The 12,357-nt window shown below is 69.6% G+C and carries 14 protein-coding genes; 9 read left to right on the top strand and 5 right to left on the bottom strand.

Annotation, left to right across the window (positions count from 1 at the left end; genetic code table 11):
• Positions 1 to 701: 701 nt before the first annotated feature.
• Complete coding sequence (dnaA, locus tag F8O02_RS01235; protein ID WP_404821166.1) at positions 702 to 2,192, bottom strand: chromosomal replication initiator protein DnaA; 1,491 nt, start codon at positions 2,190 to 2,192, stop codon at positions 702 to 704.
• Positions 2,193 to 2,500: 308 nt separating this feature from the next.
• Here dnaA and rpmH point away from each other — a divergent pair, with 308 nt between their 5' ends.
• The 9 genes from rpmH to F8O02_RS01280 all read left to right on the top strand — a co-directional run bounded on the left by rpmH (position 2,501) and on the right by F8O02_RS01280 (position 8,230).
• Positions 2,501 to 2,638, top strand: coding sequence for a 50S ribosomal protein L34 (rpmH, locus tag F8O02_RS01240; RefSeq protein WP_158035359.1), 138 nt, complete (start codon positions 2,501 to 2,503; stop codon positions 2,636 to 2,638).
• A 6-nt stretch (positions 2,639 to 2,644) separates the two neighbouring features.
• Entirely contained in the window at positions 2,645 to 2,995 is a 351-nt protein-coding gene (gene rnpA, locus F8O02_RS01245; protein WP_158035360.1) for a ribonuclease P protein component, read from the top strand.
• A complete protein-coding gene (gene yidD / locus F8O02_RS01250) occupies positions 2,992 to 3,300 on the top strand; it encodes a membrane protein insertion efficiency factor YidD (protein ID WP_158035361.1) in 309 nt (102 codons plus the stop codon). Before rnpA ends, yidD begins: the two co-directional genes overlap by 4 nt.
• Positions 3,301 to 3,321: 21 nt before the next feature.
• A complete protein-coding gene (yidC, locus tag F8O02_RS01255) occupies positions 3,322 to 4,299 on the top strand; it encodes a membrane protein insertase YidC (RefSeq protein WP_158035362.1) in 978 nt (325 codons plus the stop codon).
• On the top strand, positions 4,296 to 4,850 hold the full coding sequence (locus F8O02_RS01260) for a Jag family protein (protein ID WP_158035363.1): 555 nt from the start codon (positions 4,296 to 4,298) through the stop codon (positions 4,848 to 4,850). Before yidC ends, F8O02_RS01260 begins: the two co-directional genes overlap by 4 nt.
• Positions 4,851 to 4,852: 2 nt before the next feature.
• A complete protein-coding gene (gene rsmG / locus F8O02_RS01265) occupies positions 4,853 to 5,530 on the top strand; it encodes a 16S rRNA (guanine(527)-N(7))-methyltransferase RsmG (RefSeq protein ID WP_158035364.1) in 678 nt (225 codons plus the stop codon).
• 26 nt (positions 5,531 to 5,556) lie between these two features.
• On the top strand, positions 5,557 to 5,775 hold the full coding sequence (locus tag F8O02_RS01270; RefSeq protein ID WP_158035365.1) for a hypothetical protein: 219 nt from the start codon (positions 5,557 to 5,559) through the stop codon (positions 5,773 to 5,775).
• A gap of 273 nt (positions 5,776 to 6,048) precedes the next feature.
• Positions 6,049 to 6,939, top strand: a complete 891-nt coding sequence (locus F8O02_RS01275; RefSeq protein ID WP_318655761.1) for a ParA family protein — start codon at positions 6,049 to 6,051, stop codon at positions 6,937 to 6,939.
• On the top strand, positions 6,929 to 8,230 hold the full coding sequence (locus F8O02_RS01280) for a ParB/RepB/Spo0J family partition protein (RefSeq protein ID WP_158035366.1): 1,302 nt from the start codon (positions 6,929 to 6,931) through the stop codon (positions 8,228 to 8,230). The genes F8O02_RS01275 and F8O02_RS01280 overlap by 11 nt, the downstream gene beginning before the upstream one ends.
• A 150-nt stretch (positions 8,231 to 8,380) precedes the next feature.
• Here F8O02_RS01280 and F8O02_RS01285 read toward each other — a convergent pair whose 3' ends face one another.
• The 4 genes from F8O02_RS01285 to trxB form a co-directional block, all read right to left on the bottom strand.
• Entirely contained in the window at positions 8,381 to 9,340 is a 960-nt protein-coding gene (locus F8O02_RS01285; RefSeq protein WP_158035367.1) for a D-alanine--D-alanine ligase family protein, read from the bottom strand.
• A gap of 71 nt (positions 9,341 to 9,411) precedes the next feature.
• On the bottom strand, positions 9,412 to 10,776 hold the full coding sequence (locus F8O02_RS01290; protein ID WP_158035368.1) for an aminotransferase-like domain-containing protein: 1,365 nt from the start codon (positions 10,774 to 10,776) through the stop codon (positions 9,412 to 9,414).
• A gap of 47 nt (positions 10,777 to 10,823) precedes the next feature.
• Complete coding sequence (trxA, locus tag F8O02_RS01295) at positions 10,824 to 11,147, bottom strand: thioredoxin (protein WP_158035369.1); 324 nt, start codon at positions 11,145 to 11,147, stop codon at positions 10,824 to 10,826.
• A 60-nt stretch (positions 11,148 to 11,207) separates the two neighbouring features.
• Positions 11,208 to 12,176: a thioredoxin-disulfide reductase gene (gene trxB, locus F8O02_RS01300; protein ID WP_158035370.1), complete on the bottom strand. Its 969-nt coding sequence runs from the start codon at positions 12,174 to 12,176 to the stop codon at positions 11,208 to 11,210.
• Between the last annotated feature and the right edge of the window lie 181 nt (positions 12,177 to 12,357).

Here is a 12,357-nt window from a genome sequence, read left to right on the forward strand (position 1 = left end):
CTGCTAGGAGCAGCGCAGGGTACATCTTCGCACATTCCTCGGACACCGGCGAAGGCCGGGTGCGTCGGCAGCGCAGGGCCGACGGAGAGGGCACGGTCATGCGATGTCGGGCGGGGTCCCGACCGATGGCGGAGCAGAGGTTCGTGAAGTTCGAGATCCCTTTGTGATGCTCTCAGGTAATAACAACGGCTGTGCAATCGGTGCATGAACGGCGGGATCCGCATGCTGGTGCGGAACGACACGTGTGTAGTTTGTGCACAGCTTGTGGATGGGGATGTGGAGAGCTGTCGTGGGCGGCGTCCAGTCCTGTGGATTGTGCACACGAAGGGGTGTTTTATCCCCAGAAAAGGGTGGTTATCCACAGGACCTGTGGACAACACTGTGGAACTGTGGATGGCAAACCCTGGGGAAAGCGTTATCCACAGGGTGTGGAGAAACCCGTGGATAACGCTGTTCCACGAGAAGCACACCCGTGTAGTTCTGTGCACAGGGTGTGGATGAGGATGTGGATGGATCGAGAGGTCTCGGGACGTGTCGTGTGCACGGGATCGTGTGCTGGATGACGCCGCTGACCGGGCGACCAGACACGCGCCAGATCTCGTCGCCGCGACTGGAGATATGCCAGAGGGGGCGCCCTCGTGGCGGTGCGCGAGTGCCCCGGCGCATTCCTGGTCGGGGGGCGGCTCGGGACGGGATCGTCCCTACCGGTGCGCCTGCTTCACCGCGGTGGAGATGTCGTTGACCTGGTTGTAGATCGCCCGCTTCTCCTGCATGAGCCGCGAGATCTTGTTGTTGGCGTACATCACCGTGGTGTGATCGCGGTTGCCGAACAGCTGGCCGATCTTCGGCAGCGACAGGCTCGTCAGCTCGCGGCAGATGTACATGGCGATCTGCCGGGCCAGCGCGATCTGCTGCGACCGGGAGGTGCCGACGATGTCCTTCACGCTCAGCGAGAAGTAGTTCGCGGTCGTCTCGATGATCGTCTTCGGATCGACGTGGTTGTCGTCGGCGAGCGTGATCATGTCCTTCAGCGCGGTCTGCGCCAGGGCGAAGTCGATCGGCTTCTGCTCGATGCTCGCGTAGGCGATCACGCGCAGCAGTGTTCCCTCCAACTCGCGGATGTTCGACGAGACCCGGCTGGCGATGAGCTCCAGGATCTCGTCGGGCACGTCCATCTGCTCGTTCTCGGCCTTGCGGCGGAGGATCGCGATGCGGGTCTCGAGGTCGGGCGCCTGCACGTCGGTGGTGAGCCCCCACTCGAACCGCGAGGTCATCCGCTCCTGGAACCCGGTCAGCTGCTTCGGCGGCAAGTCGCTCGTGATCACCAGCTGCTTGTTGTGGTCGTGCAGGTTGTTGAACGTGTGGAAGAAGGCCTCCTGTGTGGAGTCCTTGCCCTGCAGGAACTGGATGTCGTCGATGAGCAGGATGTCGATGTCGCGGTAGCGCGACTGGAACTCGGCCGCCTCGTTGCGCTGGATCGAGTTGATGAAGTCGTTCGTGAACTCCTCGGAACTGACGTACAGCACCCGGATGCCGGGGAACAGGCTGATCGCGTAGTGCCCGATCGCGTGCAGCAGATGCGTCTTGCCGAGCCCGGACTCGCCGTAGATGAACAGCGGGTTGTACGCCTTCGCAGGGGTCTCCGCGACGGCGAAGGCGGCGGCGTGCGCGAACCGGTTCGAGGCGCCGATGACGAAGCTGTCGAAGGTGTACTTCGGGTTGAGGCGACTGCCGCCGACCGCGGTCGGCTGGTGCGGACGCGCCGGCGCGGCCGGCGGGGTCACGGTGGCCGGGTCGATGCGCTGCTGCGCGGCCGCGGGATGCGCGGCCGCCGTTGACTCGACGGGCTCGGCGGCGCGGTCGAGCGCGTGCTGGCTGGGTGCGCGCCTCGGCTGGGGGGACTTCTGCACGAGGTCGCGCAGCGCCGCGTTGACGATGACGGCGAAGTTCGTGATGTCCTGGTGCTCGGGCTGCACGGCGACCAGCGCGCGCGCCATCGCATCCCGGGCCCGATGCTCGATCATCTCGCGGGCGAGCTCGTCAGGCACCTCGAGCAGGATGGTGTCGCCGATGGCGCCCTTGGGATGGATCAGCCCGATGAATCCGGAGAGCTGGCCGGTGACGTCGGGGTCACCGGCCAGCGCCTGGGCCATGGCGCTCCAGAAGCCCGCCGGGTCGACCGTCGCATCGATCTGCGGCATGCACCACTCCCCGGACCTCCGTCTTTTCCACAGGGTTGTACACAATGGTTTCAACATGTGTATAACCAGCTGGGAAGCCACTCCCCATGAGTCGCTTGTGCCACGCTAGCGCCGCCGGGACGGGTCTGCAAATCCGAGTTCCCCGGCGGTCGGCGTGTCCATGCCGGCATCCACGGCTGGATCGGAGAGGATGTATGGTCGTCCGCTGCCCGGTTTGACCGACATGGTGCGTTCGGGGTAGGCTCGATCGCCAGTTGCCAGTCATACCGGCATGCCTTTTTCACCCCTTCGGAGAGATCATGACCAAGAGAACGTTTCAGCCCAACAACCGTCGTCGCGCCAAGAAGCACGGCTTCCGCGCCCGCATGAGCACGCGCGCCGGCCGCTCCATCCTCTCCGCCCGTCGTCGCAAGGGGCGCTCCGAGCTCGCCGCGTAGCAGCGGATGCTTGATCGCGCGCATCGACTGACCTCCGCGCTCGACTACTCCCGGGTGAGCCGTCAGGGCAGGCGTCGCGGCACCCGGCACCTGGTCGTCCATGCGCTGGCGATCGAGCCGGACGCGACCAGTCGGGTCGGCTGCATCACGAGCCGCGCCGTCGGCAAGGCCACGGTGCGCAATCGCGTCAAGCGCCGGCTGCGCGAGATCGCCCGCGAGGTGCTCGCGGAGCATCCGTGTGGCCTGCTCATCGTGCTGCGGGCGAAGCCCGGCGCCGCCGGCGCCGACCATCAGACGCTCCGCGCCGAGGTCCACCGGGCGATCGATCGTCTCGTCGGGGGATCGGAGCGCGCATGACCGCGGCCCTGACCTCCTGCTCGAACCCGCTGTGCACACTGGGGCGCTGGCTGTGGCTCGCCCCCCGGCGGCTGATGGTGCTGCTGCTGCGCGGGTATCGACGTTTCATCTCTCCGCTGTACGGCGACGTCTGCCGCTTCTATCCCACCTGCTCGGCCTATGCTCAGGAGGCGTACGAGAGACGTGGCTTCGTCGTCGGCACCGGCCTGACCGTGTGGCGGCTGCTGCGCTGCCAGCCCTTCAACGCCGGTGGTGTCGACCCGGTGCCCGAGCCACACCGCCACCGCGCGCACGACGCCTGCTGAACCCCCGGACGAAGGAGAGACGTGGATCTCATCGGCAGCATCCTGTGGCCCATCAAATGGGTCATCGAGCTGATTCTGGTCGCCTGGCACTGGCTGTGGACGTCAGTCGTCGGCATGGCCCCCTCGTCCGGCTGGGCGTGGACGCTGTCGATCATCGGCCTCGTGCTCGTCGTGCGTGCCGCCCTCATCCCGCTGTTCGTCAAGCAGATCAAGTCCTCCCGGGCCTCGATGGAGCTCGCCCCGAAGATGCGGGCGATCCAGCAGAAGTACAAGGGCAAGACCGACCAGCTCTCCCGCCAGGCCATGGCCCAGGAGCAGATGGCGCTCTACAAGGAGGCCGGCACGAACCCGATGGCCGGGTGCCTGCCGATGCTCGTGCAGCTGCCGGTCTTCTTCGCCCTCTACTCCGTGATCCACGACGCCGCCACGGGCAAGGCGGGTGTCGGCCTCGTCGACGAGGGGCTCGCCGAGAGCTTCCGTGACAGCTCGATCTTCGGCGCGAAGCTCTCGACGACATTCATGAACGCGCTCAACGCCCAGCCGACCGAATGGCAGGTCGTGCTGCTCGCCGCCGTGCTCGTCGTCTTCATGGTCTCCTCGCAGCTCTTCACGAGCATGCAGATGATGGGCAAGAACATCTCCGAGGAGGCCAAGGCCGCCCCGATGTTCAAGCAGCAGAAGATGCTCATGTACGGCATGCCGTTCATCATGATCTTCTCGGGCGTCGCCTTCCCGATCGGCCTGCTCGTCTACTGGTTCACCTCGAACATCTGGACGATGGTGCAGCAGGCGATCGTCATCCGGCGCATGCCCACCCCGGGCAGCAAGGCCTATTATGACCGGCAGCGCCGGCTGGCCGCGAAGGGGCGGCTGGACGAGAAGGAGCAGCAGGAGCTCGACCGGCACGAGGGGCACCCGCAGGGGCAGCGTCAGCAGCCGGTGGGGAAGAGCCGCGCGAAGCGGCAGAGCCAGAAGCGTGGCGGAAAGGGCACACGATGAGCGACGAGCCGATCGACGACCAGCACGACGAGCCGGAGCGCACGACGCTCGACATCGAGGGTGATGCGGCGGCCGACTACATCGAGGAGCTGCTCGACATCGCCGACCTCGACGGCGACATCGACATCGAGGTGCGCGACGGACGCGCCTATGTCTCCGTGCACAGCGATGACGAGGAGGCGAACCTGGGCGTCCTCGCCCGGCAGCCCGTCGTGGCCGCGCTGCAGGAGCTGACCCGGCTCGCCGTGCAGCGACGCACCGGCGAGTACAGCCGGCTCGTCCTCGACGTCCAGGGGTCGCGTGAGCAGCGCGAGCAGGAGCTGCGCGACCTGGTCGCCGACGCCGCCGAGCGTCTGCAGGCGGGGGACGCCCGGGTCGCCCTGGCGCCCATGTCATCCTACGAGCGCAAGCTCGTGCACGACTTCGCCCGCGAGGCGGGGCTGGGCAGCAACTCCGAGGGCGAGGGACATGGTCGCCATGTCGTTCTCTCCCACAGTAACGCGCCTGCGGACGCGGATGCCGAGGCCGGCGAGCCGGAGGAGGCGCGCTGACCATGGCCGAGGAGTCGCCGCGACGGCCGGCGAACGCGGTCGGGCCGCTCGAACCGGAGCCCGCGGTGGTGCGCGAGCGTTTCGGCGCCGCCCGTGACCGCCTCGTCCGGCTGGCCGAGGATCTGCACGAGCATGGCGAGCGGCTGGGACTGCTCGGCCCCCGGGAGTACGAGCGGCTGTGGACGCGGCATCTGCTCAACTGCGCCGTGGTGAGCGAGGCGATCGCCCCGGACGCCCGCGTGGCCGACGTGGGCAGCGGGGCGGGACTGCCCGGCCTCGTCCTCGCCTGCGTCATGCCCCGGGCGGAGTTCACGCTCATCGAGCCGATGGAGCGGCGCTGCGCCTGGCTCGAGGACGAGAGCGCCCGGCTCGGTCTTGACAACGTCCGCGTGGTGCGCGCCCGGGCCCAGGACGTGGCCGACGAGATCCTCGTCGATGTGGTAACGGCCCGGGCGGTCAGCGCGCTCAAGACGCTCATCGGCTGGACGGCGCCGCTGCTGCGGCCCGGCGGCGAGCTCGTGCTGATGAAGGGCCGCTCCGCCGAGCGCGAGATCGAGGCGGCGGCCAAGGCGATCCGGCGGCACCGGCTGCAGGACGTCCGGGTGCGCCGTCTCGGCGAGGGCTGGCTCGCGGAGCCGACCACGGTGGTGACGGCGCGGGTGCCGGCGGAGGAGCGGTGATCGGAGCCGCGGGAACGGAGGTCACGGTGGTGCAGGGACGCGATCGGACGGTGCCGGAGGTCTCCGGCGAGGTCGCCGACGGGCTCGGTGGACTGGCCCCGGAGCAACAGGAGCCGCTGCCCGGCGAGCGGACCACTCCGGTCGGCCTGGGCTGGCCGCGACAGGCGCCGGTGGGCATGACTCCGGATGGCACCGTCGAGGGCGACCAGACCGAGCTCGACGGCGCGGTCGAGGGCGGTTACTGAGCCAAGCGGCTGTTGAGTCGTCGGCTGCACGGCCGCCCGCTCGGGATGTCGCCTTGGAAAGGCTTCGCCCCTGATGGAACAGTGTCGGCAGCAGCGCTCCGACGACCTCGCCGCCCGGTGTTTCACGTGAAACATCGCCGCTCGGTCGCGATCTCGCGGGGTCGGTGTCCGGCGGCGCATCCGGCCGTCGACGCGTCGGCGGGTCGCACTACACTGAGGTCAGGCGTCGACCGACGCTGGCGATCCAAGACGACGAGTGAGGGTGACGTTCGCGTGGAATTCGACGACTCGACCCCGCTGGCACGTGAGCTGGCGCGGCTCTCCGAGCGGCGCAAAGCGGCCGAGAGCCTCGAGTTCCGGCGCCCCGAGCACACGCGGGTGATCAGCGTCACGAACCAGAAGGGCGGCGTCGGCAAGACGACCACCGCTGTGAATCTCGGCGCCGCGCTCGCCCGCGGCGGGATGCGCGTGCTCGTCATCGATCTCGACCCGCAGGGCAACGCCTCCAGCGCGCTGGGTGTGAACATCCGCGAAGGGGGCCCGGGCATCTACGAGGTGCTCATCGGCGAGCACACCCTCGACCAGGTCATCGTGCCGAGCGGGGAGGACCCCAGGCTGCTGTGCGCGCCATCGAGCATCGATCTGGCCGGCGCCGAGATCGAGCTCGTCACGCTGCCCTCGCGCGAGTATCGGTTGTGGCAGGCGATCGACCGGCTGCTGCAGGACGAGCGCGACGATCGCATCGACTTCGTGCTCATCGACTGCCCGCCGAGTCTCGGTCTGCTCACGGTCAACGCGTTCGTCGCCGCGCAGGAGGTGCTCATCCCGATCCAGTGTGAGTACTACGCACTCGAGGGGCTCAGCCAGCTGCTGAAGAACATCCTGCTCGTCAACGACGAGCTCAATCCCGACCTGCGGCTGAGCGCGATCCTGCTGACGATGTACGACGGACGCACCAGGCTGTCCGAGGAGGTCGCCCGCGAGGTGCGCGAGCACTTCGGCCGCGAGACGCTCCAGACCATGATCCCGCGCACCGTGCGGATCTCCGAGGCGCCGAGCTACGGGCAGAGCGTCATCGCGTACGACCCCGGCGGCAAGGGCGCGCTCAGTTACATGGAGGCGGCGTCCGAGCTCAGCCTGCGAGAGGAGCAGCATGTCCGGTAGACGAGGTGGCCTCGGCCGGGGGATCAGCTCGCTGATCCCGACCCGGGCCGATCGCATCGAGCGCGAGCGGGAGGCCGCGGACGCACAGGCGGATGCACAGCCGACGGACGCGCAGCCGACTGGGTCCGGCACGGACTCGACGGCGCCCGCGCGCGCCGGACGGCGACCGGTGGACGTGTTCTTCGCCGGTGCCGACGCCGAAGCCGACGACGCCCGGCCGAGCCGCTCCGCGGCCCGCGCCGCGCGCGAGATGGCGGCCGCACACCGGGATCCGGAGGGCCGCTTCCGCCGGTCGACTCGACGGGTGAGGCCTGCCGAGGCGGCCGCGCCGACGCAGGATGTGGCGGGTCAGGCGTCCACGACACCGGCCGTCGGGCGCAGGAGCGGCGCGGCGCGTCCCGCTGCGTCGGGCGCCGCCGGTGAGCGCATGACGGCGGTGGCGGAGGCGGGTGCTGACGTCGCGGCCGCACAGTCGGAGCTCGCCGAGGTGCCGGGGCTCACCCTCGTCGAGCTCGACCCCGCCGAGATCGTGCCGAACCCCGTGCAGCCGCGCCATGAGTTCGATCAGGCGGCGCTCGACGAGCTCACCCACTCGGTGCGCGAGTTCGGGGTGCTGCAGCCGATCGTGGTGCGTCGCCGCGAGGCCGGCGGATACGAGCTCATCATGGGCGAGCGGCGCCTGCGCGCCGCGAAGGCGGCCCGGCTCGATCGCATCCCCGCGCTCATCCGCGACACGGCCGATGAGGACATGCTCCGCGACGCGCTGCTCGAGAATCTGCACCGGGCGAACCTCAACCCGCTGGAGGAGGCGAGCGCCTACCAGCAGCTCATGCAGGATTTCGGCATCACGCAGGAGCAGCTCGCCGAGCGGATCGGCCGTTCGCGTCCGCAGGTGGCGAACACCCTGCGTCTGCTGAAGCTGCCGGAGGGCGTGCAGCGCAAGGTCGCCGCCGGGGTGCTCACCGCCGGACACGCCCGCGCCCTGCTCGCGGTGGCGAAGACGCACGACCTCGACCGGCTGGCCGATCGCGTCGTGCGTGAGGGGCTGAGCGTGCGCGAGACCGAGCGGCTCGCCGCGCAGCCCCAGCGGCAGCGTCACGCGCAGGCGCGCGCCGGGCGGGTGCAGGAGCAGCTGCACGAGGTCGAGGAGCGCATCGAGGAGCGGCTCGACACGAGCGTGCGGGTGCGGCTGTCGAAGCGGAAGGGGTCGATCACGATCGACTTCGCCACGGTCGCCGACCTCAACCGCATCGTCGGCCTGATGGGTGTCAAGGGGTTCGGCGAGCACTGACGAGTGCCCTGACGGGATGCGTCAGCGCCGCCGGCGTGGTGGATGCCGCCAGCATGGTGGAGCCGGCGGCGTGCGGTGAACAGCGCACCCTGGGATGTGGTGGGGGCTCCCGCGGCGCGAGCCGCGGCGGTGATGCGGAGGCGGGGCGGATCAGCCTCGGGCGATCGCGGCGCGGGCGATGTCCAGGTAGACCTCGCCCTCGTCACGGCCGGTGCCGTGGATCGCGAGCGGGGCGAGGGATGTCTCCGTCACGCCGGGCATGACGTTCGCGTCGATGAACCAGGGCACGCCCTCCGCGTCGACGATGAAGTCGATGCGGCTGAACTCTCGCATCCCGAGCGTCTGATGCACGGTCACCGCGGCCTGAGCGACGGAGGCGGCCATGTCGTCCGCCAGCCGGGCCGGCACGTAGAAGTCGGTCTCGCCGGCGGTGTACCGCGCCTCGTACGTGTAGCGGCCGCGCACCGGGCTGATCTCCACGATCGGCAGCGCCTGCGGTCCGTCGCCCGTGTCCACGATCGTGACAGCGACCTCGGTGCCTTCGATGTGCCGCTCGACGACGAGCCCGTCGGAGTAGCTGTAGGCGTCGACGAGCGCGCGCGGCAGGGCGTCGAGCTCGGTGATGATCGAGACGCCCTGGGCCGAGCCGCCCTTGACGGGCTTGAGCACCAGGGGCAGGCCCAGCCGCTCGGCCAGGGCGCCCAGCACGCTCGTCGCGTCCAGTTCGCTGAACGTCTCGCGGGGAAACACGGCGGCATCGGGGGTCGCCACACCCGCCCGTCGGGCGAGGGTCTTCGCCGTCGACTTGTCCCAGGCGAGCCGGGCGGCCTCCGGGTCGCTGCCGACGTAGGGGATGCCGGTCAGCTCCAGCACGTCGCGCAGGGCCCCGTCCTCACCGCTGGCCCCGTGAAGCACCGGCCAGATGACGTCGGGCGCCGCGGACGTGATCGCGTCGAACAGCGTCGCGTTCGGCTCCAGCACGGTCGCCTGGGCGCCCGCGTGCCGGATCGCCTCGGCGAGACGGGCGCCACCGCGCACCGAGACGTCCCGCTCGTGCGAGATGCCCCCGGCGAGGACGAGCACGTGCAGCGGTTCGGATGATGCGGTCATGTCCTGGCTTTCTCGAGGTCGCGGGTTCTGCGGGCGGCGTGGGCCACGCGCCGACCGCCGGATGGATGCGGTCAGAGCGTGTCCGGCGGCGGGGTCGACACCGCGTGCTGCGTGTCGACGGCAGGCCGTGGGGAGGTGCCGAACGTGTCGAGCAGATCCTGCTCACGGTGGATGACCTTCGCCAGTCGCTGGATGCCCACGCCGATCTCCTCGGGGGTGGGGTAGCAGAACGACAGGCGGATGTGGTCCTGACCGGTGCCGTCCGCGTAGAACGCGGTGCCGGGGGTGTAGGCGACCAGCTCGTGGACGGCGAGCGGCAGCATCTCCTTGGAGTCGAACCCCTCGGGCAGGCCCAGCCAGACGTAGAACCCGCCGTTGGGATGCGTCTTCGGCAGCGTCGGCAGCTGCTCGTCGAGCGCGTTGATCATCGCGTCCCGCCGATCCCGGTACAGGCCGCGGAAGGTGTCGATCTGCCCGCGCCAGTCGTTGTGGTCGAGGTACTCGGAGATCATGATCTGCCCGAACGTGGTCGGCGAGAGCACGGCCGACTCGTTGGCGAGCACGATCTTCTCGCGGATGGCGTGCGGGGCCAGCACGTAGCCGATGCGGAAGCCTGGGGCGAAGATCTTCGAGAACGAGCCGAGGTAGATGACCCCCTCGCTGTCGAGGGAGCGGATCGCCTCCGGCGGCACCCGGTCGAACCAGAGCAGCCCGTAGGGGTTGTCCTCGAGCACGAGGATGTGATGCCGATGGCAGATGTCGAGCACCTCGCGGCGGCGCTCCATCGTCATCGTCACGCCCGCCGGGTTGTGGAAGTCGGGGATCGTGTACAGGAACTTGATCGGCCGACCCGCCGCCTCGAGGCGGGCGATCGTCTCGCGCAGCGCCTGCGGGATGAGTCCGTCGTCGTCCATCGGCACGTGCACGGTCTCGGCCTGATACGAACGGAAGATGCCGAGCGAGCCGACGTAGCTCGGCCCCTCGGCGAGCACCACGTCACCCGGGTTCAGGAAGATCTGGGAGACCAGGTCGACCGCCTGCTGCGACCCCGTGGTGACCACGACATCGTCCGGGTGCGCGTGGATGCCCTCGAGGCTCATGATCTCGCAGATCTGCTCGCGGAAGTAGGGGATGCCCTGGCCGGAGCCGTACTGGAGGGCCTCGCCGCGCCGGGTCGTCGTCGCGATGCGGGCCGCGTCCTGCAGCATCTCCTGCGGCAGGGCGGAGACGAACGGCATGCCGCCGGCGAGGGAGACGACCTCGGGCCTGCTCGCCACGGCGAAGAGGGCGCGCACCTCCGATGCGCTGAGACCCGCGGTGCGATCGGCATAGCGATCGAGCCACGGATCGAGGCGGATGGACTGCTGCGTGCCGGTCTGCGCGGGGGACTGTGAAGCGGACACCGTTGTACCTCCAGTCAGGTTTCCCCCCAGCATAGACCCGGAGGCGAACCGGTGACAGAGGCTCCCGGCGTGCCGGTCGGTCAGCCGACGAATCCGGCGAGATCCCGCTCGAGCTGGGCCTTCGGGCGGGCGCCGATGACCTCCTTGACGACCTCGCCGCCCTTGAACAGCTTCATCGCCGGGATCGACGTGATGCGGTACTGGCCGGCGAGGGCCGGGTTCTGGTCGACGTTGAGCTTTGCGATGACGATGTCGCCCTCGTGCTCGGCCGCGTACTCCTCGAGCACCGGGCCCATCATGCGGCACGGGCCGCACCACTCGGCCCAGAAGTCCACGAGCACGGGCACGGGCGAGTCGATGACGAACTGGGTGAAGTTCGACTCGTTGACGTTGATGACGGTCATGATCTGCTCCTTACAGTCTGCGGCGGCCGGGCGGCCGTCAGGTCGTGATGCGCGGCGGGGTCAGGCGTTCGCGGCGGCCGAGGGCTCGGCCTCTGCCGCGTCGGCGAGGGCGGCCAGATGCCGCTCGGCGTCGAGGGCGGCCACACAGCCGGACCCGGCCGCGGTGATCGCCTGCCGGTACGAAGGGTCGGTCACGTCGCCGCAGGCGAACACCCCGGGCGCGGACGTGCGCGAGCTGCGCCCGTCGAGGGCGACGGTGCCCTGCGCGGTCAGGTCGATCTGATCGGCGAACAGATCGGTGCGCGGGTCGTTGCCGATCGCGATGAACAGCCCCTCCAGCTCGAGCGTGCGGCGCTCGCCGGTGACCGTGTCCTCCAGCTCGACCGACTCCAGCGCGGTGTCGCCGTTCAGGGCGACGACCTGGCTGTTCCAGACGGGGACGATCTTCTCGTCCGCCAGCGCGCGCTGCTGCATGATGCGCGACGCGCGCAGCTCGTCGCGCCGATGGATCAGGTACACCTTCGAGGCGAACCGGCTGAGGAACGTCGCCTCCTCGAGCGCTGAGTCGCCGCCACCGACGACGCCGATCACGCGATCGCGGAAGAAGAAGCCGTCGCAGGTGGCACACCAGGAGACGCCGTGGCCGCTCAGGCGGTCCTCGTCCTCCAGCCCCAGCCGGCGGTAGGCGGACCCGGTGGCGAGGATGACGGTGCGGCTCTCGAAGGTCTTCCCCAGCCCCGTGCGCACGGTCTTCACCTCGCCGAGCAGGTCGACCCCGGTGACGTCGTCGTAGACGACCTCGGCGCCGAAGCGCTCCGCCTGCTGCTGCATGCGGGCCATGAGGTCGGGGCCCATGATCCCCTCGGGGAAGCCCGGGAAGTTCTCCACCTCGGTCGTCTTCATCAGCTCGCCGCCGGCCTCGACCGAGCTCGCGATCACCGTCGGATGCAGCCCGGCGCGGGCAGTGTAGATCGCGGCGGTCCAGCCCGCGGGGCCGGAGCCGATGATGACGACGTCCTGGACGGTCATGGAATCTCCTGTGTCTTCTCGTCGCCGCATGCCGGCTCGATGCCGGGGATGCGCGGTCTGCGTGCGCCTCAAGCCTACGGATCTCGAGACGGCGGTGCCAGAGAGTGCAACAGGGCGACCCGCGGGAGCATTCCCGGCGCGACCCGCGGCGACACCGGGACGGCGGCGTCGCGACGGGTGG

This window comes from Pseudoclavibacter caeni, assembly GCF_008831125.1.
GTDB lineage: Bacteria > Actinomycetota > Actinomycetes > Actinomycetales > Microbacteriaceae > Pseudoclavibacter_A > Pseudoclavibacter_A caeni.

Coding starts and splice junctions, on each gene's coding strand:
- F8O02_RS01285 (WP_158035367.1), bottom strand. CDS start 9,340: ATGACCGCATCATCCGAACCGCTGCACGTGCTCGTCCTCGCCGGGGGC.
- trxB (WP_158035370.1), bottom strand. CDS start 12,176: ATGACCGTCCAGGACGTCGTCATCATCGGCTCCGGCCCCGCGGGCTGG.
- rsmG (WP_158035364.1), top strand. CDS start 4,853: ATGGCCGAGGAGTCGCCGCGACGGCCGGCGAACGCGGTCGGGCCGCTC.
- rpmH (WP_158035359.1), top strand. CDS start 2,501: ATGACCAAGAGAACGTTTCAGCCCAACAACCGTCGTCGCGCCAAGAAG.
- F8O02_RS01290 (WP_158035368.1), bottom strand. CDS start 10,776: ATGCTGGGGGGAAACCTGACTGGAGGTACAACGGTGTCCGCTTCACAG.
- F8O02_RS01260 (WP_158035363.1), top strand. CDS start 4,296: ATGAGCGACGAGCCGATCGACGACCAGCACGACGAGCCGGAGCGCACG.
- F8O02_RS01280 (WP_158035366.1), top strand. CDS start 6,929: ATGTCCGGTAGACGAGGTGGCCTCGGCCGGGGGATCAGCTCGCTGATC.
- rnpA (WP_158035360.1), top strand. CDS start 2,645: ATGCTTGATCGCGCGCATCGACTGACCTCCGCGCTCGACTACTCCCGG.
- yidD (WP_158035361.1), top strand. CDS start 2,992: ATGACCGCGGCCCTGACCTCCTGCTCGAACCCGCTGTGCACACTGGGG.
- trxA (WP_158035369.1), bottom strand. CDS start 11,147: ATGACCGTCATCAACGTCAACGAGTCGAACTTCACCCAGTTCGTCATC.